The organism is Gammaproteobacteria bacterium, assembly GCA_035501935.1.
GTDB lineage: Bacteria > Pseudomonadota > Gammaproteobacteria > JAJPIJ01 > JAJPIJ01 > JAJPIJ01.
Genome location: DATJVC010000025.1, coordinates 39391 through 65994 on the forward strand (window position 1 = coordinate 39391; position 26604 = coordinate 65994).

At 59.4% G+C, this 26604-nt stretch carries 27 protein-coding genes, 4 tRNA genes and 1 riboswitch; of the genes, 10 read left to right on the forward strand and 21 right to left on the reverse strand.

What is annotated here, in order from left to right; genetic code table 11:
* From VMH34_06810 to VMH34_06865, 12 genes are all read right to left on the reverse strand, one after another.
* Window positions 1–627, reverse strand: a complete 627-nt coding sequence (locus tag VMH34_06810; GenBank protein ID HTT08486.1) for a hypothetical protein — start codon at window positions 625–627, stop codon at window positions 1–3.
* Entirely contained in the window at window positions 617–2011 is a 1395-nt protein-coding gene (pabB, locus tag VMH34_06815; protein HTT08487.1) for an aminodeoxychorismate synthase component I, read from the reverse strand. The genes VMH34_06810 and pabB overlap by 11 nt, the downstream gene beginning before the upstream one ends.
* On the reverse strand, window positions 2005–3048 hold the full coding sequence (locus VMH34_06820) for a hydantoinase/oxoprolinase family protein (GenBank protein HTT08488.1): 1044 nt from the start codon (window positions 3046–3048) through the stop codon (window positions 2005–2007). The genes pabB and VMH34_06820 overlap by 7 nt, the downstream gene beginning before the upstream one ends.
* Entirely contained in the window at window positions 3041–4042 is a 1002-nt protein-coding gene (locus tag VMH34_06825) for an ATP-grasp domain-containing protein (protein HTT08489.1), read from the reverse strand. Before VMH34_06825 ends, VMH34_06820 begins: the two co-directional genes overlap by 8 nt.
* 143 nt (window positions 4043–4185) lie before the next feature.
* Window positions 4186–4272 (reverse strand) — tRNA-Leu (locus VMH34_06830).
* A 43-nt stretch (window positions 4273–4315) separates the two neighbouring features.
* A tRNA-Cys gene (locus VMH34_06835) sits at window positions 4316–4389 on the reverse strand.
* 90 nt (window positions 4390–4479) lie between these two features.
* A tRNA-Gly gene (locus VMH34_06840) sits at window positions 4480–4555 on the reverse strand.
* An 85-nt stretch (window positions 4556–4640) separates the two neighbouring features.
* Window positions 4641–5225, reverse strand: coding sequence for a CDP-diacylglycerol--glycerol-3-phosphate 3-phosphatidyltransferase (pgsA, locus tag VMH34_06845; GenBank protein HTT08490.1), 585 nt, complete (start codon window positions 5223–5225; stop codon window positions 4641–4643).
* A gap of 29 nt (window positions 5226–5254) precedes the next feature.
* Entirely contained in the window at window positions 5255–7090 is a 1836-nt protein-coding gene (uvrC, locus tag VMH34_06850; GenBank protein ID HTT08491.1) for an excinuclease ABC subunit UvrC, read from the reverse strand.
* Window positions 7090–7614, reverse strand: coding sequence for an NUDIX domain-containing protein (locus tag VMH34_06855; GenBank protein ID HTT08492.1), 525 nt, complete (start codon window positions 7612–7614; stop codon window positions 7090–7092). Before VMH34_06855 ends, uvrC begins: the two co-directional genes overlap by 1 nt.
* 34 nt (window positions 7615–7648) lie before the next feature.
* Window positions 7649–7738, reverse strand: a tRNA-Ser gene (locus VMH34_06860).
* A gap of 87 nt (window positions 7739–7825) precedes the next feature.
* Entirely contained in the window at window positions 7826–8554 is a 729-nt protein-coding gene (locus VMH34_06865) for a hypothetical protein (protein HTT08493.1), read from the reverse strand.
* A gap of 63 nt (window positions 8555–8617) precedes the next feature.
* On the opposite strand from VMH34_06865, the gene VMH34_06870 reads away from it, so the two are divergent.
* A complete protein-coding gene (locus VMH34_06870; protein HTT08494.1) occupies window positions 8618–9496 on the forward strand; it encodes a hypothetical protein in 879 nt (292 codons plus the stop codon).
* Between the two features lie 139 nt (window positions 9497–9635).
* Entirely contained in the window at window positions 9636–10157 is a 522-nt protein-coding gene (locus VMH34_06875; GenBank protein HTT08495.1) for a peptidoglycan-binding domain-containing protein, read from the forward strand.
* A gap of 50 nt (window positions 10158–10207) precedes the next feature.
* On the opposite strand, the gene VMH34_06880 is transcribed toward VMH34_06875, so the two are convergent.
* The 4 genes from VMH34_06880 to serS form a co-directional block, all read right to left on the reverse strand.
* On the reverse strand, window positions 10208–11263 hold the full coding sequence (locus VMH34_06880; protein HTT08496.1) for an NAD(P)-dependent alcohol dehydrogenase: 1056 nt from the start codon (window positions 11261–11263) through the stop codon (window positions 10208–10210).
* A gap of 144 nt (window positions 11264–11407) precedes the next feature.
* A complete protein-coding gene (pntB, locus tag VMH34_06885; GenBank protein ID HTT08497.1) occupies window positions 11408–12823 on the reverse strand; it encodes a Re/Si-specific NAD(P)(+) transhydrogenase subunit beta in 1416 nt (471 codons plus the stop codon).
* 16 nt (window positions 12824–12839) lie between these two features.
* Window positions 12840–14408 carry a Re/Si-specific NAD(P)(+) transhydrogenase subunit alpha gene (locus tag VMH34_06890; GenBank protein ID HTT08498.1) on the reverse strand — a complete coding sequence of 523 codons (1569 nt, stop codon included), beginning with the start codon at window positions 14406–14408 and terminating at the stop codon, window positions 12840–12842.
* 12 nt (window positions 14409–14420) lie between these two features.
* Window positions 14421–15701 carry a serine--tRNA ligase gene (gene serS, locus VMH34_06895; protein ID HTT08499.1) on the reverse strand — a complete coding sequence of 427 codons (1281 nt, stop codon included), beginning with the start codon at window positions 15699–15701 and terminating at the stop codon, window positions 14421–14423.
* Between the two features lie 183 nt (window positions 15702–15884).
* Window positions 15885–15950: riboswitch (Fluoride riboswitch) on the forward strand.
* A 224-nt stretch (window positions 15951–16174) separates the two neighbouring features.
* Here serS and crcB (VMH34_06900) point away from each other — a divergent pair.
* Genes crcB (VMH34_06900) through VMH34_06925 form a run of 6 tightly spaced genes read left to right on the forward strand, consistent with a single transcriptional unit; the run spans window position 16175 to window position 19355 of the window.
* Window positions 16175–16576 carry a fluoride efflux transporter CrcB gene (crcB, locus tag VMH34_06900; GenBank protein HTT08500.1) on the forward strand — a complete coding sequence of 134 codons (402 nt, stop codon included), beginning with the start codon at window positions 16175–16177 and terminating at the stop codon, window positions 16574–16576.
* Window positions 16573–16977: a DUF190 domain-containing protein gene (locus tag VMH34_06905; GenBank protein ID HTT08501.1), complete on the forward strand. Its 405-nt coding sequence runs from the start codon at window positions 16573–16575 to the stop codon at window positions 16975–16977. Before crcB (VMH34_06900) ends, VMH34_06905 begins: the two co-directional genes overlap by 4 nt.
* On the forward strand, window positions 16974–18206 hold the full coding sequence (locus tag VMH34_06910) for a cation:proton antiporter (protein HTT08502.1): 1233 nt from the start codon (window positions 16974–16976) through the stop codon (window positions 18204–18206). Before VMH34_06905 ends, VMH34_06910 begins: the two co-directional genes overlap by 4 nt.
* Window positions 18207–18209: 3 nt before the next feature.
* The gene (locus tag VMH34_06915; protein ID HTT08503.1) at window positions 18210–18626 is read left to right on the forward strand and encodes a universal stress protein; all 417 of its coding nucleotides are present in this window, start codon (window positions 18210–18212) and stop codon (window positions 18624–18626) included.
* Between the two features lie 23 nt (window positions 18627–18649).
* The gene (gene crcB / locus VMH34_06920) at window positions 18650–19024 is read left to right on the forward strand and encodes a fluoride efflux transporter CrcB (protein HTT08504.1); all 375 of its coding nucleotides are present in this window, start codon (window positions 18650–18652) and stop codon (window positions 19022–19024) included.
* A gap of 1 nt (window position 19025) precedes the next feature.
* Window positions 19026–19355, forward strand: coding sequence for a DUF190 domain-containing protein (locus VMH34_06925; GenBank protein HTT08505.1), 330 nt, complete (start codon window positions 19026–19028; stop codon window positions 19353–19355).
* Between the two features lie 148 nt (window positions 19356–19503).
* On the opposite strand, the gene VMH34_06930 is transcribed toward VMH34_06925, so the two are convergent.
* The 3 genes from VMH34_06930 to lolA are packed head-to-tail and all read right to left on the reverse strand — an operon-like array spanning window position 19504 to window position 21743.
* Window positions 19504–19761: a hypothetical protein gene (locus tag VMH34_06930; protein ID HTT08506.1), complete on the reverse strand. Its 258-nt coding sequence runs from the start codon at window positions 19759–19761 to the stop codon at window positions 19504–19506.
* A 27-nt stretch (window positions 19762–19788) separates the two neighbouring features.
* Window positions 19789–21099, reverse strand: coding sequence for a replication-associated recombination protein A (locus VMH34_06935; protein HTT08507.1), 1311 nt, complete (start codon window positions 21097–21099; stop codon window positions 19789–19791).
* Window positions 21096–21743, reverse strand: a complete 648-nt coding sequence (gene lolA, locus VMH34_06940) for an outer membrane lipoprotein chaperone LolA (GenBank protein ID HTT08508.1) — start codon at window positions 21741–21743, stop codon at window positions 21096–21098. Before lolA ends, VMH34_06935 begins: the two co-directional genes overlap by 4 nt.
* A 256-nt stretch (window positions 21744–21999) precedes the next feature.
* On the opposite strand from lolA, the gene VMH34_06945 reads away from it, so the two are divergent.
* Entirely contained in the window at window positions 22000–22692 is a 693-nt protein-coding gene (locus tag VMH34_06945; GenBank protein ID HTT08509.1) for a DUF2238 domain-containing protein, read from the forward strand.
* Window positions 22693–22897: 205 nt separating this feature from the next.
* Here VMH34_06945 and VMH34_06950 read toward each other — a convergent pair whose 3' ends face one another.
* Window positions 22898–25210, reverse strand: a complete 2313-nt coding sequence (locus VMH34_06950) for a DNA translocase FtsK 4TM domain-containing protein (GenBank protein ID HTT08510.1) — start codon at window positions 25208–25210, stop codon at window positions 22898–22900.
* Between the two features lie 130 nt (window positions 25211–25340).
* Between VMH34_06950 and VMH34_06955 the strand changes: the two genes are divergently transcribed.
* On the forward strand, window positions 25341–26069 hold the full coding sequence (locus tag VMH34_06955; protein HTT08511.1) for a metallophosphoesterase: 729 nt from the start codon (window positions 25341–25343) through the stop codon (window positions 26067–26069).
* Here the strand turns inward: VMH34_06955 and VMH34_06960 are convergent.
* Window positions 26066–26443, reverse strand: coding sequence for a DUF1820 family protein (locus VMH34_06960; protein ID HTT08512.1), 378 nt, complete (start codon window positions 26441–26443; stop codon window positions 26066–26068). The genes VMH34_06955 and VMH34_06960 overlap by 4 nt on opposite strands.
* Window positions 26444–26604 lie beyond the last annotated feature (161 nt).

Below are 26604 nucleotides of genomic sequence, written 5' to 3' on the forward strand. Positions count from 1 at the left end.
TCAGGAAGATGAGATTTCAGCGGGAGGCCGCTGCTCCGCGTTGATGTAATCGGCGAAACGGCGGTAATCGTCGCGGCCCAGCCACCAAACACGGAAGCGGCCCAGTCTCATGTATTCCTGAAAGCGGCGATCGACCAGGCCGTCGCCCGCCAATTGCGACGCCGCCCAGCGCCCGACACGAGGCGCCACGGATTTGATCAAAGCCAGCTGTGTCGCGCCGAGGCGCGCCGCAAGCCACGCGGCAAGACTGTCGGAACTGGTTCCCCAATCACAATGTATGTCTGTTGCATCATTCGCCATCGACGCGGGCATCCATACGGGCACTTCGCGCTGGTCGAGGATATTGCGCAATTCCTTGTCCTGGGACGCAGGCTGCAGACCGGGTTGCAGGCGGACGAGCTCGCGGCCGTATTGCTCCATGGCCAGCAGCGCCATGCCATGCGCGGTGGCATCGTCGAATCCCGTCTGCTTTTGCGCCGCGCGCACCTTATCGGCGAACGGCCCGCCGCCGGGCACGACGACCAGGCGTCCGCCGCCCGTCAGTGCCAACGCATGCAGCCAGCGCCTTAATTCCGGCGCATCATGCAGGCTGCCGCCGACCTTCACCACCCACAGATCAAACGGCATCCTGGGTCTCGGTGTTCATGAACAGCCTGATCATGCCCGCCGCTTTATCCAGACTTTCCTGGTATTCCGCTTCCATCAGCGAATCCATGACGATGCCGCCACCCGCCCAGGCATGCATGAAACCATCGTGGCAGACCAGCGTGCGGATGGCGATATTGGTGTCCATGCCACCGTCGAAGCCAATGTATCCGATGGCGCCGCAATAGACGCTGCGGCGATGCGGCTCCAGTTCCTCGATGATTTCCATGGCGCGGAGCTTGGGCGCACCGGTGATGGAACCGCCGGGAAAACAGCCCCGCAGCAGATCGACTGGATGTCGTCCTTCTGCCAGCTCGCCCCGCACAGTGCTGACCAGATGGTGCACGGTGGCGAAACTCTCGACTGCGAACAGGTTCGGCACGCTGACTGAACCGGTGCGGCAGTTCTTGCCGAGATCATTGCGCAGCAGATCCACAATCATGACGTTCTCGGCGCGGTCCTTGAGGCTGTTGCGCAACTCCTCCATCATTTGTTGATCGCGCAAGGGATCGGCGGATCGCGGCCTAGTGCCCTTGATCGGCTTGGTTTCGACCACGCCGTTTCTCACATTAAGAAAACGCTCCGGAGACGAGCTCAACACCTCACCGCCGGGCACGCGTAAAAATGCAGAATACGGCGCCGGATTCAACTGCCGGAGATACCGGTAGGCATCCCATGGATCACCCTGGGCACGCGCGCTGAAACGCATGGCGAGGTTCACCTGGTAACAATCACCGTCGCGCAGATAACGCTTGATGCGTTCGAAGCGCTCCGCATATTGCGCATGGCTGAGATTCGGCTTGACCGCCGACAATACGCGGAACTGGGGACGAAACGCCACGGGCGTCGGGGGTGGCTCGGCCACCTCCAGCAGGCGCAGCCATTCGTCATCCAGCCTGTTGTCTTCGGCACGGCTGATGAAATACGCGCGTTTACCGAGATGATCGATCACCACACAACGCTCATAAAAACCAATCGCCATGTCCGGCAAGTCTATGTCGTGAATGGCGATGTCAGGCAGATGCTCCACGCGCCGCCCCAGGTCGTAGGCGAAATACCCCATCGCACCGCCGGTGAACGGCAGTTCCGGATGGCCCGGCAGCGTTTCGCCCAGATGCTGTTTCAGAAGTGCAAAGGGATCCGCGTCGGAAACCTTCGTCTTTCCATCGGAACAGATTTCAGTCTCATGGCCGCGCGTGATCAGCGTAAGGCGGGGCTCGGCCGCAAAAATATCGAATCTGCCCTGCCTCTGACACAGGCGGTCGCTGTCCAACAGTACGCACCACGGCCGGCCAGCGAAGGCGTCAAAGCGGGCGGCGCTGTCCTCATGGTAGGACAGCTCCACTATGCGCGGGACATTCAGCACGATGCCTGTCTCAGCATGGCCAGTGCCACGGCGGGTGCGCAAACGGCCGCATGAACGCGCCACCGGCGCGGTATGTCCATCAATTCAGCGTAATCGATATAGGTATGACCCATCCGGCGCGCCAGTCGTTTGGCAATGAAGCGACCCACACCGGCGCCGACCACCGGCAGCTTGGAAAGTCTGGAAGACTGTGACATCACCCGTTTCATTTCACGCGCGATGTCATCCTGCTGGATTCCGGCGATGTGGCGCGCCACCCGCCGCCAGTCTTTCATTGAAGCATTGCGCAGGTCGCATCCCAGCATGCGCGCCAGGCGACGGGCGCAGTCGCGCGGGTTTTTGCCGCGGCGATCCGCGGTTTCATCTCCGTCATAACGCAGATCGCCGGTCAGCCGGTAGACATCAGCCATACCGGCAAAGTGTTCAGCCGCCAGACCCTGCCATGCACCATGAAATCGCACCCGCCGCGCCACCGCCATGATCGGTGTGCGGGCCACGCCGGTGTATACCAGTTCACCGGTGCGCAAACGGCCGGCGTCCGTCAACCCCCGCGCCGCCACCCGGCCGTTGCGGATGGGAATGATGTCGGTGGTGGTGCTGCCTATATCGACCAGCAGTGCCTGCGGCATAATCTTCGCCACCGATGCCGCCGTCGCATGCCAGTTCGCCGATGCGACTTCAGCATGGGCGCGCCGCGCGTTCCTCGCATCGCACAAACCCCGGTGCAATGAATACACCTGCATGCGCTTTGCATCAATGTGCTGGACGACCATCCGCAGCAGAGTTTGCACGCCCTCTCCGCGATCGGCAAACACATCGGCCAGCTCGCCGGTCATGGTGAGGCCATGCAGGCCCCCCCTCAATCGCCAGCGCTGGCAAAGCCGCGACAGCAGACTGTCGAGTTCATGCAGCCCCCGCCATAAACGACAGGGATATTGCCCGACATGAAGCAATCGGCCCTGCGTGTCCGCGACCGCAAGCTTCAAATGCGCCCCGCCGATGTCCCAACCTGCGAAGCAGGTTACAGATTCATGCATGATGGGGCACCTCCACCCTCACCGTACGGGCCCCCAGCGTACGGGTCGTCGTCGCCTTCCGTTCCAGGCATGCGTCCAGGATCAATTGTGCGGTATTGATGCCAAGGGAATCGCTCATGGCCACATAACTGGTGGTCAGGCGGGGATTGATTTCCAGCACGACCGGGCCCGCAACAGTCTCAATGTAATCGACGCCTACGAAACCGCGCAAACCCGGAATGAGGTTCATCAGCAAATCGGCGAGTCCCTGCATGATCGGCCTCTGCTGCGGACGGGCGTTGACCAACGTGCCGGTTTGTCTCAACTCCATCCCTTCGTGAATCTGTATTTGCTCATTGACCGCCAGCACCCCGGCGTGTCCACGACTGCAGAGCAGTGCCAGACTCATCGCCCTGCCCTGCACGTAAGGTTGCATCACCCATGCGCGTCCCTCGTCCGCCGGCCGCCACTCCGAAAGCGCCTCGGCGTCTTCAAAGAAAAATGTATCTTCGCTGCCGGCCCCATCGTCCGGCTTTACCACGTATCCCCGCCCGCTTTCCGGAAGACGCTGTCCAAGATACACGGTCTCCGGCACCGCCACGCCGTGGGACGCCAGCGCCCGTATGGTGGCGATCTTGCTTGCCGCCACGGCCACCGCCGCCGATGTACACCCCAACAACAGCCTGCCCGCATCTTCGACCATGCGATTGAACCGCTCCAGCACGCCGCCGGTTTCGGGTGCGATGATCAATGCCGCGTCCGCCGCTGATATGCATCGCCGCCACAAATCCCAGGGTTCGACCCGCACGTTGAGAATCTCCACCTTCTGATCCAACGCCGGCATTCTTGGGTCGCGGGTCACCGTGATTCTGCAGTCGTTCAACGCGCAAAAATCGCCGAGTGCCGCGCGCAATATCGCGTCGCCTTCGCTGGCAAGTGCGGGCGGCAGGGATTGGCCCGCAAGCCCCCCTCCCGTGATGAATTCACATAGGAATATTTTCACAGGTCGCGGCATCACCTCAGGAGTGTCGCATTATGGCGCTCGAGGCCGGACTCGACCGCTTCGTCCGGAACGAAACGGCGCGCAAGCCCCGCACGGGTCCGTCTCGGGGAAGAGACGAACAACCGCACGGATACAGTCACCACCATCGCTCCAGTTGGTGCCCAGGGCCGGACTCGAACCGGCACGGGGTTTCCCCCAAGGGATTTTAAGTCCCTTGCGTCTACCTGTTCCGCCACCCGGGCTGACACGTACTGGCAAATTATAGGTGATCGTTGATGCAGAAAGTGGAGGCTGGAGTCGGAATCGAACCGGCGTACACGGATTTGCAGTCCGCTGCATGACCACTCTGCCATCCAGCCTTGATAAATGTCGGGTGCCCGCCAGGCGCACCCCCGAAGCACACCGATTAAAAAAGAAAACCCCGATGCCGGGGTTTTCTTGGGTCAATCTGGAGCGGGAAACGAGACTCGAACTCGCGACCCCAACCTTGGCAAGGTTGTGCTCTACCAACTGAGCTATTCCCGCGTGCGTCAGGTCGTATTGTTCACAGCCCCGGCGGAGGTGTCAAGGGCGGATCCAGTGCAAGGCATATAAAACAACCTCCTGCCGCTCAATTCGCTTTTAACTTTGTTTTTTCATTTTTCCCGCCAGCGCGTAATTGCGGCCAGGCGGCCACTAAATAGACGAACATCGACCAGAGCGTGAGCAACGCGGCAAGATAAAGCAATCGCAGACCGAGTGCATAGGTATCGATCCCGCCAACCGGGACCCGGTAGAGCATCAGGATCAGCGCCAGCATTTGCAGGGTGGTCTTGACCTTGCCGAGCACCGAAACCGCCACGCGCCGCCGCGCACCCAGTTCCGCCATCCATTCCCGCAGTGCCGAGACCGCAATCTCGCGGCCGATGATAACCGCGGTCAGCAGTGCCAGCAGCACGGTCGGATCCTGTTGCAACAAAAGCACCAGCACGACCGCGACCATGATCTTGTCGGCGACCGGGTCGAGGAATTCGCCCAGCAGTGAGGTTTGTTTCAGCCGGCGCGCCAGATAACCATCCAGCCAGTCGGTGATCGCTGCGAAGAAGAAAATCAACGCGGCAGCGGCGTGCGAGCCGCGAAAGGGCAGATAAAACACCACCACGAACACCGGGATCAAAAACAGCCGCAGCAGCGTCAGCGTATTGGGGAGGTTCATGTGGTGCGCGGCTTATCGCGGCACGGGCATCATACCGCGTGAAATCGCTCGTAGATACGTTGTGCGAGTTCGCGGCTGATCCCGGGCACCTGGCAAAGATCCTCAACGCCCGCTCTGGCCACACCCCGCAGGCCGCCGAAGTGCTGGATCAGGGTACGCCGTCGGTGTGAGCCGATGCCGTCAATCTCCTCCAGACTTGAGGTATTGCGCCGACGGGCGCGCCGCTGGCGATGGCCGGTAATGGCGAAGCGGTGGGCCTCATCACGAATGCGCTGGATGAGATGCAGCGCCGCGGAGTCCGGCGGCAGGGTCAGGGTTTTGCCACCCTGCGCCAGCACCAGCGTCTCCTGCCCCGGCTTGCGGGCCGGACCCTTGGCCACGCCGACGACGACGGCATCCGCAATACCCAGTTCCTGCAAGACCGACAGCGCCTGCGCCACCTGGCCCGGACCGCCATCGATCAGCACGAGGTCGGGCAATTTCCCGTCTTCGCGCTGCACGCGCCCATACCGCCGCTCCACGACCTGGCGCATGGCGGCATAATCATCGCCGGCCATGATGCCTTCAATGTTGTAGCGGCGATAATCGGACTTGATGGGACCCGTGGGGCCGGAAACCACGCAGGCGCCCACCGTGGCCTCGCCACGGGTATGGCTGATATCGAAACACTCGATGCGCTCCGGCAATTCCGGCAATCCCAGCGCCTTCCGCAACGCCTCCCGGTGCCCACGCTCCCCTCCACTCATCAACTCTCTCTGCGTCAGAGCGTGGCGGGCGTTTTCCTCGGCCATGGCGAGCCAGCGTGCATTTTCACCGCGCGCTTCATGCTGTATGCGCACTTTATGTCCCGCCACCGTGGACAACGCCGCCGCCAGTGCGGTGATTTCGGGCAATGGATAATTGATTAGAATGCCGGCGGGCAACGCCTGTTTGCCCTCGCCGCCGAGATAATACTGCGTCAAAAAGGCGCTCAGAATTTCCTCCGCACCGGCGCCCTCGCTGTTGTTGAAGAAAAACGTCCGGTTGCCCAGATGCAGCCCCCCCCGTACGAAGAAAATCTGTACGCAGCCGCCCTGATCATTCGCCGCCGCTGCGACGACATCGCAATCGCCGCGTTCGCCGCTGATGTGCTGCTTGAGCCGTATCTGCTTGAGATCGGCAATCTGATCGCGATAGCGGGCGGCGAGTTCGTAGTCCAGCCGTTGCGCGGCGTCCTCCATGCGCGGAACCAGAATGTCGATGACTTCGTTGCCGCGCCCCTGCAGAAACAATTCCGCATGCGCCACATCTTCGCGGTAGGCGTCGGCGGCGATCAGGCCCACGCAGGGCGCCGTGCATCGCCTGATCTGGTATTGCAGACAGGGCCGGGTGCGATGACGGAAAAAACTGTCGGCGCAATTGCGGATGCGAAATAATTTCTGCAACTGGTTGATGCTGGCGCGCACCGCGCCGGCGTTCGGATAAGGTCCGAAATAGCGCCCGGGGCCGGAACGGCGGCCGCGATGGAAAGACAGCCGCGGGAATTCCCGATCGCTGCTCAAATAAATCCACGGGAAACTCTTGTCGTCCCGCAGTGTCACGTTGTAGCGCGGCCGTTGCTCCTTGATGAGGTTGTTTTCCAGCAGCAGCGCCTCAGTCTCCGTGTGCGTCATCGTGACTTCGATGGTCGCTGTTCTGGCCAGCATGGTCCGGACCTTCGGGCTCAAGCGTGCGACGCGCGTGAAATAACTGCTCACTCGCTTTTTTAAATTGCGCGCCTTGCCGACATAGAGCAGATGATTGTCCGCATCCAGCATACGGTAAACGCCGGGACGCGAGGTGAGCGTCCGGCAAAACGTCCTGCCGTCAAAACCGGTGGTCGTCATCAAAGGGAATCCAGAAAAATAGGTTCGCGCAACAGCCGCTCGAGGATCAGCGGCACCGTCCCGGCGTAAAAATCAGGCTGCTGTTTCAATGCCTGCAACAGTTGCTCCAGTGTCAGCCATTTCAAGGTGTCGATTTCATCCGCATTGGGCTTGAACGGCCCTTCAGAACGGCAGGCGTAGCACCAGACAAACTCCCATCCGGTATCGGGGCAGGCGTTTATTTTGAACCACCTCTTGAGTACGGATGGATGCGGATGGATGCCCAGCTCCTCGGCGAGTTCTCGCCGCGCACAGGCATCGTAATCCTCGTCGCGATCCACATGCCCGGCCGCCGAGGAGTCCCATAAACCCGGAAAGCAGTCCTTGCGCAGAGAGCGTTTCTGCAGAAGCACTTCGCCACGTCGATTCAAAACCCAGACATGGACCGCGCGATGACGCAGACGCAACCGGTGAATTTCCGAGCGCGGGCGGTAATCAACCACCTCGTCCCGTTCGTTCACCACCGCGAAGATTTCTTCAGCCATACCGGCATCCACAGCGTGCAGATATGGAAATTGATGGCGGAGAGGGTGGGATTCGAACCCACGGCGGGCTTGCGCCCGCGCCGGTTTTCAAGACCGGTGCATTCAACCGCTCTGCCACCTCTCCTGAATGAGTTCAGCGGAATTATACGATATACATGAATTCGATGGGTCAAGAAACCCGTATGACGCCGCCCTGCGCCACTTCGATCTTCTAGTACTCCGTGCGACGTGGCGTGGCGTAGGAGTCCCCGGGCAGCACAAACGGCGGGACGCGGCCCACCAAGGCCTCGATAAGTTCGAGTTCCTGGTCGGTGTGATTTTTGAACGGTGCCGGGCGGATGCGTGCGCCGGCCGCCCCGCTTGCAAGGATGTAGCGCGGAGCGTCGTGATGGTGGGACTGGATGGTCTCGTGCTGGGAAGGGTCGTCGATGGCCTGCAGCTCGGTCGTGCCGTAACACGTGCATACATAGCTTTGATCCGGTTCCGATTCGACGTACAGGCCCGTGCCCCGGATGCCGATCGTCGCGGTCACGGCATGCACGGTGTGTTCGGACTTCCCGAAGACGGACAGAAGCTTGCCGGACAGCACCCGCAAGGTGTTGATCACCAATCTTCCGCCAGCGGACCCCAATTCAAGCCGGCTGCGCTCGCGAAGGATGAAGGCGTCCTGACCCACCACGAAGATGATGCGACTTTCCTCCGCGGTTTCTATCGTGTCGGTGGCCGTAATCAGGGTATCGGGCGTGGCCGGCTGATTATTCACGAGCACACGACCGTCAAGGCTGTAAATGGACTTGCCTTGGGGCAGCATCCCCGGTGTCTTTCCCAGCGCTTCCGTCATTGCCTTCCGCGCCCAGCCGGTCGTGAACGCGCCGGCGGCAAGCATTTTCACAAGCAGTGAACGACGAACAGGATCAACATCCTCTGTGTTGCCCTTCATGAGCACGGCCATCCTTTATGCGAAGTGATGTTATGGACTGTTTGTGAAGTAGAATATACGCAAATGCGGGACTCCAGAACAGGGGTGTTTGCGCTGTTCGTCACCCTCGGCGCCTGGCTGCCGGTCTGTGCCTCTGTCAATGCGGCGCAGCCGTATTATGACGCCGAGCTTTCGGTTGATCACGACAGCAATATCGGCAACGCCGAGCACCGCGTGGACAAACTGGACGACAATATTCTCATCTTTGGCATCACTGCCAGCCAGCCATATCCGGTCACGCAATATAGCGGCCTGCTATTTTCCGGCAGCGTGAATTATCGACGCTACACACAGTGGGATTATCTCAGTCATTGGGCGTTCGGCGGCAAAGTCGTCTATCGTGTAAAGCCCGGCGCGGCTTACGATGCGGAATGGTTCGAACTGACGGCGAGTGCGACGCTCCTTCAATTTGAGCGCAGTAGTTTGCGCGATGGCGGGCTGGCATTCATCGATGCCGCCACGGGCAGGAAACTCACCGATCGACTGGTGGTGCGCGTCGGCTATCAATACAGCGTGCGGCGGTCATGGAATGACAACATATTCGACAATGACGATCATCGGCTTTATGCCCATTTCGATTGGCAGCCCGCCGACCGCGGCACATTGTACGGCACCCTGGCCTGGCAAACGGGGGATGTCGTTTCCACTGCGAGTCAGAATCCGGTTATTCTCGCCGTTTCGACCGCGGCCTCGCCCGATCGCGCGCTCAGCCCGACGAATCTGCCTCCGCGGATCGCCTACCGAATCGATGCCGATGTCGTCAGCGGCGAAGCGGGTTTAAATTATGCACTCACCACCAGTCTGGCGTTCGATCTGTCGGCGCGCTATTTACATGCCGACGGTGACGGCAATCAGCGATACAGTGATACAAGAATACTGGCGGGTTTGCTGTATCGCTTCTGAGTCAACATTCTTTTCCTCAACTACATTTTTCCGGCCGTAAAAATTATGTGAGCGCCTTCACAAATATGGCTGCCGATTGCTGCAGCGCGCATTGATTATTGTCTATAAGGGTGTCCTCCCAACGAGACAGGAGAGCACCATGAAAAAGACCTTACTGGCAGTAGCAGCATCGGGTCTGGCGCTGGCCGGTTGCGGCACCACGACCGCGGACCGCACCGTAAGCGGCGCCGGGATCGGTGCCGGTGCGGGCGCCATCGTGGGCGCGGTGACCAGCCTGTCGGTTCCCGAGGCTGCGGTGCTGGGCGCGGTCGCCGGCGGCTTGACCGGGGCGTTGACGAAACCTGATCAGGTCAATCTTGGCAGGCCGGCGTGGAGTCAGTCCAGCAATCCGCCACCGGCCTCGCCGACGGCGCAACAAGGCTCCTCGCAGTATTCAAATTATGCCTATGCGCCGGTGGACTCGGGCACGGTACGGCAGATTCAATCGGCACTCAAACGTCTGGGGCTCTATGACGGCCAGGTGGACGGCGTTGCCGGACCACGGACCCAAAATGCCATCCGCTCTTATCAGCAGCAAAATGGCCTGGCCGTAAACGGCCAGCCGAGTACGCAACTGCTTGAACACTTGCGTCAACGCGGTGTCGCCGGCACCAGCGCCTGATTAGTCACTCGACACCCGGCCGGCAGTGGACAAGCCGCTGCCGGCTTTTTTTATTTTTGCTTCAGCGACGCCAGATCGATGACAAAGCGATACTTGACGTCGCTCTTCAGCAGTCGTTCGTAAGCCTCGTTGATCTTCTGGATGGGGATGACCTCCACATCCGAGGTGATATTGTGTTTGCCGCAGAAATTGAGCATCTCCTGGGTTTCCTTGATCCCCCCGATCAGTGAACCGCCAAGTTGTCGCCGTTTGAAGATCAGATTGGATACGCTGGGCGAGGGATGCGGCTGGTCAGGCACGCCCACCAGGCACATCGTGCCGTCGCGCTTTAGCAGCTCGAGATAGGCGTCGAGATTGTGCGGCGCCGCCACCGTGTTCAAAATGAAATCAAAACTGTTGGCGTGCTTTTTCATCTCGTCGGGATTTTTCGAGATGACGACCTCTTTCGCGCCCAGGCGCCTGGCGTCCCGCGCCTTGCCTGGCGAGGTGGTAAACAACACTGTCCTTGCCCCAAAGGCATGGGCGAACTTGATGCCCATGTGGCCCAAGCCGCCCAAACCCACGACACCAACCTTGCGGCCCTTCTTCACCTTCCAGTGACGCAGCGGGGAATAGGTGGTGATGCCCGCGCACAGCAGCGGAGCGGCCCCCCAGGGATCAAGGGTCTTCGGAATTTTAAGTACGAACTTTTCCGTGACAACGATATTATTTGAATAACCGCCGAAAGTCGGCTCGCCGGTATCCTTGTATCGATCATTGTAGGTCAGCGTCATGCCGTTCTCGCAATACTGCTCCATGCCCTCGTCACAAGCCGCGCACTTCCGGCATGAATCCACCATGCAGCCCACGCCGACGAGGTCGTCGGGTTTGAATTTCTTGACCCGTTTGCCGGTCTTCGCCACCCGGCCGATGATTTCGTGCCCCGGCACCATAGGAAAGATCGCGCCACCCCACTCATCGCGCACCTGATGCAGGTCCGAGTGGCAGACGCCACAATAGAGAATCTCGATCTGCACATCATGCGGACCCGGTTCGCGCCGCGTGAAGTTGAAGGGCCCCAGTGGCGCTTTTGCGGCATGCGCAGCGTATCCAGTGGAATTAATCATATTTGTAGCCTCGTACCGGTTATTTGACACTGACTATAATGACAACTGATGAAAATAAAAAGAAGAACGCTTTCTGCTCGCGCCGGAGGCGCCCAAAGGCAAAAATTACAGTTCCAGGGGGGCGTCTTGAACCGTGGCAACGGCTCAGGTTTTTACTGCGGCAAGCACCTCTCCCAGCATTTTTTTCGCATCGCCGAACAACATGCGGTTGTTCTCCTTGTAGAACAGCGGATTGTCCACGCCGGCGTAGCCTGAGGCCATGCTGCGCTTCATGACGATGGAAGTCCTGGCCTTCCACACCTCCAACACCGGCATGCCGGCGATGGGACTGCGCGGATCCTCCTGCGCCGCCGGGTTGACGATGTCGTTGGCGCCGATCACCATCGCCACGTCGGTATCCGGGAAATCCTCGTTGATTTCGTCCATCTCCAGCACGATGTCATAAGGCACCTTGGCCTCGGCCAGCAGCACGTTCATGTGGCCCGGCATGCGGCCGGCCACCGGATGAATCGCAAAGCGGACGTTGATGCCCCTGTCGCGCAGCAGCTTGGTAATCTCATAGACCGTATGCTGGGCCTGCGCCACCGCCATGCCATAGCCGGGGACGATGATGACGTTCTTCGCCTCGCGCAGCAGCGCGGCCGTGTCCGCGGCGCTGATCGGAGACACCTCGCCGGCTGGTTTTGCGCCTCCAGCCAGTGCCGGCGTACCTCCCTCCGTGCCGAAACCACCGGCAATGACGCTCAGGAAGTGCCGGTTCATGGCCTTGCACATGATGTAGGAGAGGATGGCGCCGCTTGAGCCGACCAGGGCGCCCACCACGATCAGCAAGTCATTCGACAGCATGAAACCGGTGGCGGAGGCCGCCCATCCGGAATAGCTGTTGAGCATGGACACCACGACCGGCATGTCGGCGCCGCCAATCGCCATCACCATGTGTACGCCAAAGGCCAGCGCGATGGCCGTCATCAAAATGAGCGGCAGCAATCCTCCTGCGCCTTCGGCGTGGAGGAAGATCTTGCCGAAAATAATGACGGCAATGAGACCGGTGAGATTGATCCAGTGCCGTCCTGGCAACAGCACGGGTTTGCCGCTGATCTTGGCGGAGAGTTTGCCGAAGGCGATCACCGAGCCGGAGAACGTCACCGCGCCAATCAGGATGCCGATATAGATCTCCAGCACATGTATGGTCTTTTCGGCACCGGCAAAGTGCGCCGTCGGATCGACGTAGTTGGCGTAGCCTACGAACACTGCCGCCAGGCCGACCAGACTGTGCATCAACGCCACCAGTTCCGGCATCTGCGTCATCTTGACCACGCGCGCTGCATAGACTCCCGCGCTGCCGCCGGCCAGCATGGCGATGATGATCCCGCTCAGAGCACCGGCGCCACCCTGTGTGACCCGTGGACTCAGCAGGGTCGCCATAATGGCGATGGCCATGCCAATGATGCCGTAGAGATTGCCGCGGCGCGCGGTTTCCGGGTTGCTCAAGCCGCCAAGGCTCTGGATGAATAGTATGGTCGCGCCGATATACGAGACGGTTACCAGTCCTTCTGACATTTTTGTTTTTCCCTGATTATTTTCTGAACATCGACAGCATGCGCTGGGTCACCCAAAATCCTCCGAACATGTTGACCGCCGTGAGCGCGATCGCCAGCCCCGCCAGTACAGTGATGAAAAAGCCGGGGGAGGAGACCTGGATCAACGCACCGATGGCGATGATACTGCTGATGGCGTTGGTCACGCTCATCAGTGGCGTGTGCAAGGCGGGAGTGACGTTCCAGATCACCATATAGCCTATGAAACACGCCAGCACGAACACGGTGAAATGCGCCATGAACGCCGCCGGTGCGTAGGCGCCGATCCAGAAAAACACCAGCGCCCCCGCTCCCAGCGCGAGCGCGGTCCTGAGCGCGGCGGGCATGGCCTTCTTGCCGTGCGCCCTGGCCATGGGACCGGCCGCCGCGGCCATATGTGGCGCCGCCGCGGTCGCCATGCCGGGCACCGGAGCCTGAGGAACTTTAAGCGCCGGCGGCGGCCACGTGATTTCGCCGGCCTGGATGGCGGTAGTGCCGCGGATCATCTCATCGTCCATGTTAACGCTGAGAATGCCATCCTTGTTCGGGCACATCTCTTCCGTCAGATGCAGCAGATTGGTGGCATACAGGCTGCTGGCCTGTTTGGCCAGCCGGCTGGGCAAATCGGTGTAGCCGATGATCGTCACGCCCCGGCGGACAACCACTTTGCCCGGCTCGGTCAGCTCACAATTGCCGCCCTGCTCCGCAGCCAGGTCCACAATGACGCTGCCGGGTTTCATGGACTCGACCATGCCGGCGGTGATCAGCTTCGGCGCCGGCTTGCCGGGGATCAGCGCCGTGGTGATGATGATGTCCACATCGATGGCCTGGCGGGCGAAGGTTTCGCGCTGGGCCTTCTGATAACCCTCGCTCATCACCTTGGCATAACCGCCGACACCGCTGCCCTCCTCCTGATAGCTCACCTCGACAAATTCCCCGCCCATGGACTTGACCTGGTCCTTCACCTCGGGACGGGTATCGTTGGCGCGCACCATGGCGCCAAGCCCTGTGGCCGCGCCGATGGCGGCGAGGCCGGCGACACCGGCGCCGATCACGAAGACCTTGGCCGGCGGTACCTTGCCGGCGGCGGTGATCTGACCGGTGAAAAAACGTCCAAAATGGTGCGCGGCCTCGATGACTGCGCGATACCCGGCAATATTGGCCATGGAACTCAGGGCATCCAGTTTCTGCGCACGCGAAATGCGCGGCACGCAATCCATCGCCAGCACCGTGGCCTTTTTCGCTGCCAGTTTCTTCATCAATTCGGGATTCTGGGCCGGCCAGATGAAACTCACCAGCGTGGCGCCCTCCGGCATCAACTCCACTTCCTCCAGCATCGGTGCGCGCACTTTGAAAATAATGTCGGCGGTGGACCATAATGCCCCGGCATCGGCCACCACTTCGACGCCCACACCGCGATACACCTCGTCGGAATAGTTGGCGTGGTGGCCGGCGCCCGATTCCACAGCAACGGTGAATCCCAGCTTGATGAGCTTTTCCGCGACCTCCGGCGTCGTGGCGACGCGTTTTTCTTCCGGGTAAATCTCCTTGGGTATGCCTATTTTCATGTCATCCCTCGTTTATGACTGTCGTGTAATCAACGAAACACCGCCCATGTAAGGCCGCAACACTTCCGGGACGCGGATGCTGCCATCCGCGCTCTGATAATTTTCCATCACGGCGATCAACGCCCGGCCCGCGGCCACGCCGGAACCGTTGAGGGTGTGCAGTAGTTCCGTTTTGCCCGTTTCGGGGCTGCGAAAGCGCGCCATCATACGCCGGCTTTGAAAATTTTCGAAGTTGCTGCAGGAGGAAATCTCGCGATAGGCGTTCTGGCCCGGCAGCCAGACTTCCAAATCGTAGGTCTTGGCGGCGGCGAAACCCATGTCGCCGGCGCACAGAGCCACCACGCGGTAAGGCAGCGCCAGCCGTTTCAACACCTCTTCGGCGTGTCCGGTCAACGCCTCCAGCGCATCGTAGGATTTTGTAGGCTCAACGAGCTGCACCAGTTCGACTTTTTCGAATTGGTGCTGTCGAATCATGCCACGGGTGTCCTTGCCATAGGAACCCGCCTCGCTGCGAAAACAAGGGCTGTGGCAGGCGTATTTGCGCGGCAGGGTTTTTACGTCCAGTATGGCATCGCGCGCAATGTTGGTGACCGGCACTTCGGCCGTCGGAATCAAATAAAAATCCTGTTGCGGCACATGGAATAGATCGGTCTTGAACTTCGGCAACTGACCGGTACCGCGCATGGAATCCGCGTTGACGAGAAACGGCACATACACTTCGGTGTAGCCGTGCTCGCGGATGTGCAGGTCCAGCATGAACTGGATGAGTGCCCGCTGCATGCGCGCCAGCGGTCCGGAAAGTACGACGAAGCGGCTGCTCGCGATTTTGGCGGCAACGTCGAAATCCATGCCTTCGAGCGCCGCGCCCAGTTCGACATGATCCTTGGGGGCAAAATCGAACTTGGGCGGCGCGCCCCAGCGCCGCTGTTCCACATTGTCCTCCGGACCCTTGCCATCTGGCACGCCGGCATGCGGCATGTTGGGCAGATGCAGCGCAAATTCATGAATGCGTGCCTGCACGTCGGCCAGTTTGTTCTCGGAGGCCGCCAATTGTTCGCCCAGACCAGTGACCTCGGCCATCATCGCCGCCGTGTCCTCGCCCCGCTTCCTGGCTGCGCCGATGGCCTTGGACTTGCTGTTGCGCGCCGCCTGCAGCTCCTGGGTGCGGACTTGCAGGTCTTTGCGCTCGTCTTCAAGCGCTTTGATGGAGACAACGTCGAGGATGAGCCCGCGACGCGCCAGCGCCACGCGGACATCTTCAATATGGCTGCGTAACAGTTGTGGATCCAGCATGTTTTTCGACGCCGTCCACCGGACAGGAGAACAGCCCGGCTTGACGAATGGCCATCAATAAATTTTTGCTAGTGTAACGCGGCTTCCAATCAAACGCGATCGCGAACGGCCAAATTCGTTGCGGAACTTCCAATTCGTGACCATCTGAGAATCTTGCGCCTGCGGGCCAATTCCATTATTCTTTGAGTCACGGGAGATGGCATTCCTCCCGATAACAACCGCCACACGGCTGATGATGCCTGCTTGAGTACCCACTGAGGTGCAAAGCAGGCGGCATTATTGTCTCCTTTGTGTCTCGCTTTAAGCAGGAAAAACTGCGTGACAGGCACAAAGATTTTCGCAAACACCACGTCTTTGACCGCGGAAGCCATCGCGGCACGCTCCGGAAACAGCCGCGGATTCACTGCCGCGGCCATAGATTCTTTTGCCCGGGAAAACTACGGACAGTACCCGATATTACCGGAGCGCGATGCATGAGCATGGTTAGCATCATCGCCGTCGGCGCCGGGGCAATGCTCGGCGCGTGGTTGCGCTGGTGGCTGGGAATGCTGCTGAATCCCGTTTTTCCGACATTACCGTTGGGAACTCTCGCCTCCAATCTGATCGGAGGATACATCATCGGACTTGCCGTCGGCGCCGTGAGCCTTGAACTCGGCCTGCCGCCACAAGCCAGACTGTTCTTGATGACCGGTTTCTGCGGCGGGCTGACGACATTCTCCACGTTTTCCGCGGAAACTTTCACTTTGTTCTCGGAAGGACAGATCGCATGGGGAATTGGTGAAGTCCTCATACATGTCAGCGGTTCCCTGCTGGCAACGACAATGGGGTTTTTCAGCGTGAAAATCCTGCATCATCTGATGGAGGGCCTGCCATGAATCAACAGCGGCGCGATTGGAGAGTACACGGTCTGGAAGGTGTGTTTCTGCGGTTCGTCCTGCACGAAAACCGCAAATACAAAGGACAACTGATCTACGACTGGCTCTTGATAAAAGCTAGAAACCTCGGCATTCACGGTGGATCGGCGTTTCATGGAATCGCCGGTTTCGGCCGCCACGGCGTGTTGCATGAACAGCATTTCTGGGAGTTGTCCGGCGACCTGCCGGTCGAAGTGCGCTTCATATGCAGCGAAAACGAGGCGGGTAAGCTGCTCGATGCGGTCGAGGAGGCCGGGCTCTCCCTGTTTTACGTGATTTCGCCGGTCAGGTACGGGGTGACCGGTGTCCAGAAGACCGAGTTGGTCAAGGCAATGCCTCCGCTAAAGGGGGAAACACAATGACGGAAATCTGGGCGCTGTCGGCGTTGTGGATAGGTTTGGCGTTGCTCGCCACATTGTTGTCGATCTGGTTCCGGGTCGCCACGGCGCTGTCTGAAATCGTTGTGGGAACCGTGGCACAACTGCTGATCGGCGCATTCATCGGGACCGCATTGCTCGCCACTGATTCCATATGGGTCAAATATCTCTCGGGGACAGGTGCAATCGTACTCACGTTCCTCGCCGGCGCCGAACTCGACCCCGAGGTATTCCGGCGCAAATGGAAGGAGGCGACGGTGGTCGGGCTGATCGGCTTTTTCGCACCGTTCTTCGGATGTGCTGCCGGCGCCTACTGGCTGCTGGGATGGGGGCACGAACCCAGTCTGCTTGCCGGGATTGCGATGTCCACGACTTCCGTCGCCGTGGTTTATGCAGTGATGCTCGAATTCGGTCTGAACAAGACTGAATATGGCAAGACGGTGCTCGCGTCGTGCTTCATCAACGATCTCGGCACGGTGATTGGACTCGGCCTGATCTTTGCGCCCTTCACGTTCAAAACTCTCGTGTTCGTCGCCGGTATGGCCATGGCGGCGCTGGTACTGCCCTGGTTGACTCCGCGCTTCTTCAGGCGCTACGGCGGGAGGCCATCGGAAATGGAGGCCAAGTACCTTCTATTGTGTCTCTTCGGCCTCGGGGCGCTGGCCGGCTGGGCTGACAGCGAAGCAGTGCTCCCGGCCTACTTGATAGGAATGGTGCTTGCCGGCACGGTCGGCAAGGATCACGCTCTGATACGCCGGCTGCGCACGCTCACCTTCGGCCTGCTGACCCCCTTCTATTTCATCCGCGCCGGCTCGTTCGTTTCGATGCCGGCGCTGATCGCGGCACCGGCGGCCTTTATTGCGATGTTCCTGATAAAAATGGTGACCAAGTTCGCCGGCATCTACCCGGTCACCAAGGCTTTTCGCTCGCCGCAGAAAGAGAGTCTCTATACGACATTGCTGATGTCAACGGGCCTGACCTTCGGTACGATCTCCTCACTTTTCGGGCTGTCGCATGGGATAATCAACCAGGCGCAGTATTCAGCACTGGTCGCGGCGGTGGTCGCCAGCGCGGTGATCCCCACCCTCATCGCGAATGCCTGGTTCCTGCCGCACCATTTGCTGCCCAAGCCGGGGAATGCGGTCGAAGAAAAAACAGGACACGGCATGTCGCCACTGCCGGCGGGAAAACCAGCACGGGCCAATACGGGATAACCCATGTACCGGAAAATTTTGATCGCCTACGATGGCTCCGAACCCGGCAGAAAGGCGTTCAACATGGCACTTGACCTCGCCGTCAGAGACAAGGCCGATTTGTACGTGCTGTCCGTGGTGAGGACGCTCGATGTCGCGGACGACGTTGAGACTGAAGCAGTGATCGAAAACTCGCGCGCGTACCACACCGAACAATTTGCGCTGCTCAAACATCTCATTTCGGAAAAAGGCATCAAGGGGCATTTCGAGGTTACCGTGGGCCATCCGGCAGAACAAATCATCTACAGCGCCGACCGGCATGATGTGGACCTGATAGTCATTGGCCATCGGGGACGATCGAAGTTCGCGCGGCTTCTGCTGGGGTCCGTGTCAAAAAATGTGGTGCAGTATGCCGACCGGCCGGTTATGGTGGTCCGGTGACGCACTCGCCTTGAGAGCAAACCGTGAAGGACGTGATCTGGATTGCACTCGGCGCGGTCGTCGGAGCGAACCTGCGCTATGCGATCAACCGTCTGGCGCTGAAACACCTTTCCGCGTCGGTCCCTTATGGGACCCTGATAGTCAACGTCACGGGCAGTTTTATTCTCGGCTTCTTTCTCGCCTGGACCGCAGAACGCGTGCTGGCGGATCCACGCTGGCGCGCGCTGGTCGCGGTGGGTTTCTGCGGCGCCTACACGACCTATTCCAGCTACAGCTACGAGACGGTCGCGTTGCTGGAGCAGGGGCATTATGGCCTTGCGACAATGAATTTTTTCGCCAATAATCTCCTGTCACTTCTCGGAGTAGTCGCCGGCATGGTTCTGGCGCGGACCATCTGACATGAGCCGCGAATTCGTCCGCGTATCGGTGTATATCAATGAAGCCGATGAATGGCATCACCGGCCGCTCCATCTTGAAGTGTTGCGCATGCTGCACGACCGCGGCGTGGCGGGCGGCACAGTGTTGCGCGCCGTCGCCGGCTTCACCGGGAAAGGCGGCGTGGAGACCACTTCGCTCGTCGATGCCGGCGGCAAACTGCCGCTGGTGATCGAGTTTATCGATGCAATGGAAAAAATCGGACGTGTGATGCCAGAACTGAAAAAAATGGTCGGCCATCGACTCATTGTGCATGAACAGGTCGAAGTCGATGACACTGAAAGGCCGGGTTGACCAGGCGCATCAAGTCAGCATTTCTGTCATTTAAACTTTGTGAGCAATGCCCCCAGTCATGCCCCACCACGAATTGGGATCTTCCTTTATTTCAACCGTGGCGGCATTCCGTACCGTCGATACTGGAAGCGCCCAGTGCTTTCGCCCGTCACGCCTTGCCGCGACCATTGTTGATTACGGTGCAGGGGATCCCTGTCTGCCTGAGCGCCCGGCTTGCGGTGCCAAAAGTATCAGCCGTCAGTACTTCGATCGCCAAAATCCTCCGCAGTCGTCTTAATCTGCCCGTCACGCCACGCATCAGACGGCCGTCACGGGCCAATGTGCCATTGAAATCGAGCACGAGATGGCGTAAAAACAATTTGCCACGTCCCGGAATATCTATTTTCAGCCCCGCCGGTTCATTCATGCCCGTCAACTTTCACGCGGATAATTGTCAACGCTTATTCTTGTTTCGCGCTGTTTCATCCAGCGCCCGCAACTGCCGCAACTTCTCGGCGATTTTGGCTTCCAGGCCGCGGTCAGTGGGTTCGTAATAGCGGCGATTGTGCAGTTTTTCAGGCAGATAATTCTCACCGGCCGCGTAGGCGTCAGGTTCGTCGTGGGCGTAGCGGTAATCCTTGCCGTAATCAAGATGCTTCATGAGTTTGGTCGGCGCATTGCGCAGATACAGCGGCACCTCCAGCGAACCCTGCTCCTGCGCATCGCGCATCGCGCTGTTAAACGCAGTGTAAACCGCGTTGCTCTTGGCGCAACAGGCGAGGTACACCACTGCTTGCGCGATGGACAGTTCGCCCTCCGGGCTGCCGAGTCGTTCCTGCGTTTCCCAGGCATCGAGCGCCAGGCGCAACGCGCGCGGATCGGCATTGCCGATGTCCTCCGAGGCCATGCGCACCACGCGCCGGGCGACGTACAGCGGATCACAGCCACCATCAATCATGCGCGCCAACCAGTACAGGGCCCCGTCGGGGTTCGAACCGCGCACCGATTTATGCAGAGCGGAGATCTGGTCATAGAATGCCTCGCCGCCCTTATCGAAGCGCCGCAGGCTGCCGCCAGTGATCACCTCATCCAGCAACGCCTCGTTAATATCCCTTCCTTCCGTCAATGACATGGCGATTTCGAGATAAATGAGTGCACGGCGCGCATCGCCATCGGCGGCCTGCGCGAGCTTGTCCCGCACTCCAGGGGCCATGCCTGCACCGGTCGCCGCCAGAGCGGAATCGATGAGAGTGCGCAACTGCGATGCCCCAAGGCTCTTCAAGACATAGACCCGCACCCTCGACAACAGCGCATTATTCAGTTCAAAGGAGGGATTTTCCGTCGTTGCCCCGATAAAAATGATCGTGCCGTCCTCAATATGTGGCAGAAAGGAATCCTGTTGGGACTTGTTGAAGCGATGCACCTCGTCAATGAACAAAATTGTTCGCCTGCCCTCCCCTTCCCTTGCCTTCCTGGCCTGATCGATGGCGGCGCGGATTTCCTTGACGCCTGAAAGCACCGCCGACAACTGCAGAAATTCCGCGTTGCTTTGAGTCGCGATCAGTCGGGCCAGCGTGGTCTTGCCGGAGCCGGGCGGCCCCCAGAAGATCATGGAGTGCACCTGGCCGGTTTCGATGGCCCGTCGCAACGGTTTGCCCGGCGCCAGCAGATGTTCCTGGCCGACCACATCCTCAATACGTTGAGGACGCAGTCGATCCGCCAGGGGGCGGAAATCGGAAACAGTAGGGCTATCCGGTCTGTTCAAGGTCTGGGCGCGTTGCGCGGACGGCTCAAATCATTGACGTCGACGCCGTCGGGCGGCGTAAAACTGAACACGCCGTCGTCGATGGAGGCATTGCGCTGTTCGTCCCTGAATTTGAGATGTGTGACCTGACCGAAATTGTCGGCCAGCTCCATCTCACGCAGGTTGGATTTCTCGAAACCGAGCTTGATGCCTGCGTAATCGTGACTGGCGTCCTTGGGGATGAGCGAAATCCATTGCACGCCATCCTTCTCGCCCATCTCGGTGACATTGTATTTCTCATCGATATGCACCTGGTTGCCCAGAATCAGTGCCGGGGCACTGTTCAATACCTTGTCGATGGGCCGGATCGTCACCTGCTCCAGATCCTTGTCGTAAATCCAGACCTTTTGTCCGTCGCCGATGATGGATTGCTCATAAGGCCTGGTATATTCCCAGTGAAACTTGCCGGGACGCTCCAAATACACCGTGCCCTGGGAAGTTTCGCGAAGTTTGCCCTGCTCGTCGGTGACGGTTTGCTCGAATTGCGCCCTGAGCGTCTTGAAATCCGCGAGATAATCGTCCAGCGCCTTGCGCGCTTCTCCCGCCGCTGCCGGCCAGGGCAGCAAAACCAGTCCTGAAAGTACAATCGCCCTGAATATTTTCATTGCCCGGAACCAAAGATGCTCACATATAAATGTGACTAATGACTGTTGTCTTGGTTCTGAATCATCGCATGTCCGCAAGAACCCGACAAACAAAAAGAACGGGGGAATTTGCAGGGTCTGTGAAATCGGTGAATACTGTACGAACAAGTTATCCAATAACTACAACAAACCGTACTCGAGTTGCTTGATGCTTCAACTTCCACGGCGGGTAGCAAGAAATAACCCCCTTCTGCGCAACGCTGGCCGTCATGAAGCGTTGGTACTGCTGATCATCAGCATCGCGTTGCTCGTTCTGTCCGGCATTGCCCCGCATGATCGATTGACATGGTGGCTGGAGACCCTGCCAATTTTCACCATCGTGCCCATCCTGATTGCCACGGGCCAGGTATTCCCGTTCACACCGCTGGCCTACCGGCTCATGTTTTTGCACTCGCTCGTGCTCATGGTCGGAGGCCACTACACTTATGCACACGTCCCCTTCGGCGACTGGATGGAGGAATGGTTCGGTTTCGGTCGCAATAATTTCGATCGCATCGGCCATTTCATGCAGGGCTGCGTACCGGCCATCGCGGCGCGTGAAATCCTGCTGCGTCGCTCGCCGCTCTTTCCAGGCCGCTGGTTGTTCACGCTGGTAACCGCAACATGCCTGGCGATCAGCGCCAGTTACGAGCTGCTCGAATGGGCGGCGGCGATGACCCTCGGACAGGCGGCGGACGCCTTCCTCGGGACGCAGGGCGACCCCTGGGACACGCAGTGGGACATGCTTTGGGCCTTGATCGGCGCGCTGACCTCGCAACTTTTATTCTCCCGAATCCATAATCAGCAGATCAACAGTCTGGCCCTGACGCCCCATTTGCTCACTGAAAAATATTCATACGTTTCCCTGCGACGGTTGCGCCGCCTGCTTAGGCGGGCGGGACTCAACGTTTATCGCCTCCGTCTAAGGTAGAACTTTTGGATCGGAATAGTCAGAGCCCTGGTGTTCTTTTCGAAAAAAGTGCTGGTGGGTGGCGATACTGACATCCCCGGCCACGGCGGCCCCCGCCGCACGGGGCGCCGCCCCTTCGACCCCCTCACCTGGTTTATATTACGCGCCCCGGAAGATCGCGGCTGCGGAAATAGCATCGGCCACTGTCATCATCCGGCGTCACCGGTTATTGCTTCGGTGGCGGAGGCGCCAGGACTTCACGACTGCCGTTGGATTGCAGGGCGCCGACAATGCCGGCACGCTCCATGTCCTCCACCAGCCGTGCGGCGCGGTTGTAGCCGATCTTGAGCCGCCGTTGCACGCCGGAGACCGAGGCGCGCCGGGTTTCCGTCACAATGCGCACGGCCTGATCGTACAACTCGTCTTTTTCGCCGCCGCCGCCACTGGCGAAACTTTCCGCGCCGTCGCCCGCCGCTTCCTCCTCTTCAAGATCGCCCCGCACAATGGCCTCGATGTATTCCGGCTTGCCGGAACGCTTGAGCCGGTTCACCACCTTGTGCACCTCCTGATCCGAGACAAAAGCGCCATGCACTCGCGTAGGCAGGCCGACGCCGGGCGGCAGATACAGCATGTCGCCGTGGCCGAGCAGATTCTCGGCGCCCATCTGATCAAGGATGGTGCGCGAATCCACCCGCGAGGACACCTGAAACGCGATGCGACTGGGAATATTTGCCTTGATCAGGCCGGTGATCACGTCTACGGAGGGACGTTGTGTTGCGAGAATGAGATGGATGCCGGCGGCGCGTGCCTTTTGCGCCAGCCGCGCGATCAGCTCTTCCACCTTTTTGCCGACGGTCATCATCATGTCGGCCAGCTCATCAACGATGACGACGATGTAAGGCAGCGCTTTCAATACCGGCGCTGCTTCTCCCTCACCAGCCAATTCGGGCTGGAATAGCGGATCATGCAATGGCTGGCCGCTGCCGGCGGCGTCTTCAACCTTGCGGTTGTAACCGCTGATATTGCGCACACCCAGCGCCGCCATCAGCCGGTAACGCCGTTCCATCTCATTGACGCACCAACGCAGCGCGTTAGCGGCCTCCTTCATGTCCGTCACCACCGGCGCCAACAACGGCGGGATGCCTTCGTAGACGGACAGCTCCAGCATTTTTGGATCGATCATGATGAGCCGCGTCTGCACCGCGGTGGTTTTATAAAGCAGGCTTAGCACCATGGCGTTCAAGGCGACGGATTTGCCCGATCCCGTGGTGCCGGCCACCAGCAGGTGAGGCATGCGCGCCAGATCCACCACGATGGGCTTGCCGCCGATATCCTTGCCCAACGCCAGCGTCAGCGGTGAGGCGCTCTCCTCGTATTCTCGTGAACTCAGGATTTCGCTCAAGCTGACCAGTTCGCGTTGCGCGTTTGGGATTTCCAGACCAATGACGGACTTTCCGGGGATCACCTCCACCACGCGCACGCTGACGGTGGAGAGCGAGCGGGCCAGATCCTTGGACAGATTACTGATGCGGCTGGCCTTCACGCCCGGCGCGGGTTGCAATTCGAAGCGGGTGATCACCGGCCCTGGATGCACGGCGACCACCTGCGCCTCGACGCCAAAATCCTTGAGTTTCAGTTCGACCTGCCGCGACATCGCCTCCAGCGCCTCGGTGGAATATCCCCCCTTGGCGGGCGGTGGCGCGTCCAGAAGATCCAGCGACGGCAGTTCGGAGGGCGCCAGTGGCGTGTCGAATAATTTTTCCTGCTTGGCCTTGACCGCCCGCCTGCTGACCTCCGGCGTCAGCATCGGCACCTCGATCTTGGGCTTTGGGCGGCTGATAACCCGCTCTATTTCCTCCTTGACGAAGCTTTCGCGCGCACGCCTGGCGCGCTGACCGGCGGTGTAATCTACAAGGATCTCGAACAACCGTTGCAGCGTATCCGCCAACCCCAGGGTATGGCGCCCAACGGTCTCCATCAGCCACAGCCAGGATAGGCCCGTCAACAGGGTGACGCCCGTCAGAAACAAGGCCACCATCAACAGAATGCCGCCGCGCGCGCCAAAAATCGCAATGCAGGCCTTGCCGATCACGTCGCCAAGGATGCCGCCACCCATTTGCTGGGGCGGCACGCCGCGCGTATTCGCCCAGAACAGACCGCAACCCATGATTACGGTGAGCAGGAAACCCACAGTACGGGCGGTGATATGGAAATAATCGAATTCTCGCGGCCTGACCTCCAGCCGATAGACACGCCATGCCGCTCCGGCGATCATGATCGGAAAGAGATAGGCCACATAACCAAAGAGATAAAGTATCCAGTCCGCCACGTAGGCGCCGACGATGCCGCCTTGATTGTGGATCTGACCGGCGCTGCCGGCATGCGACCAGCCGGGATCATCCGGACTGTGCGTCAGCAGCGCCAGCAGCAGAAACAATGCCACCGCGGCCAGCACGATCAGTCCGCCTTCGCGCAGGCGCTTTGCCAGATGCAGCGTAATTGGCGGGGAGGTCTGGTGCTTGCGTACGGCTTGCGTCAAGTAAGTTAATCCTGTTTAATTGAAATATAATATAACATACTGAATTTATATAATTATAAATTAGAATATAAAGTGTTTTATCATTGCGATATCGCGAATCTCACCATGCCTTCAAACCACCTGTCCGTATATGCGCATTCAATTCTTCTCCGACATCCATCTTGAGTTCGGACCGCTGGAGTTCCGTCAGGCCGATGCTGAGGTGATCGTCGCGGCGGGTGACATCAGCCTCGGGCTGGACGGCCTGCGCTGGTTGCAAACTGCCACTGTGCCAGTGATCTACGTGGCCGGCAATCACGAATACTATTGCGCCAACATGCCGGAGGTTCTGGAGAAACTGCGTGCCGAGGGTCGCGGTAATCCCGTGTATTTTCTGGAAAACGATCAGGTCGTCATCAATGATGTGCGTTTCCTGGGCACGACATTATGGACTGACTTCAACGGTGGTGATCAGAAGCTCATCGATGAATCACGCTTGAAGATGAATGACTACTGGCAGATCAGCAATGGCCGCGAACGTCTGCGGCCCAAGGACACCTGGGATGCCCATCATAAAGCCCGGCAATGGCTGCGGGAGCGGCTGGCGGAACCCTTCCCGGGCAAGACCGTGGTGGTGACACATCACGCCCCCAGCCTGCGCAGTTGGTATGGCGGACGAAGTTCGCCTTTTTTGCACATTTACTGCAGTGACATGGATAGCGAACTGAATAACAGCGGCGTCGCGCTTTGGATCCATGGCCATATTCACCGCACCAACGACTACGCCATCGGGCGGACCCGGGTGGTGAGCAACACCCGGGGTTATGCCGGCGTGCAGGACATCGATGGCTTTGATCTAGGCAAAGTCGTTGAGATCTAGTTCTTCTTGCCGTCGCCGTGGGTGTATAGCGGAAAGGGCGCGACATTGGACGCCGTATCAGCCATCGTCGTGATCTTGCCATGACCCTGCTTTTCGACCTCATCGATGCGGATGATGGAATGAATCGGCAGGAAGGTCCGCACCACACCCTTGAATTCCGTTTTCAGATGTTCCTCGGAGGGATCCAGCACCACGGTGGATTTCTCGCCAAACAACAGCTTGTCGATCTCGATGAAGCCCATCATGCTGCTCTGGTGCACACTGCGGGCGAAGACTTCATAGACCCTGCCCTGATTATGGAAAGTGACCTTGTAGATGGGTTTGGCCATGCGCGCGTTCAAAAAAAGAATAGTGCCGGGCGACAATAGTAACATGGGGATCCCCCTCCATTAAGAGCATGTTCAGGCCGACTGGTATAGAATTAAATTGATTTCGGGAAGGAAATTCCCGCGTCCCCGGGGCATCGGCTGCGGTCCTGGAGGAATCGCAGAACCATGACGGCTGGACTATGCTTAACAGGGCGTAAGGATGGGGT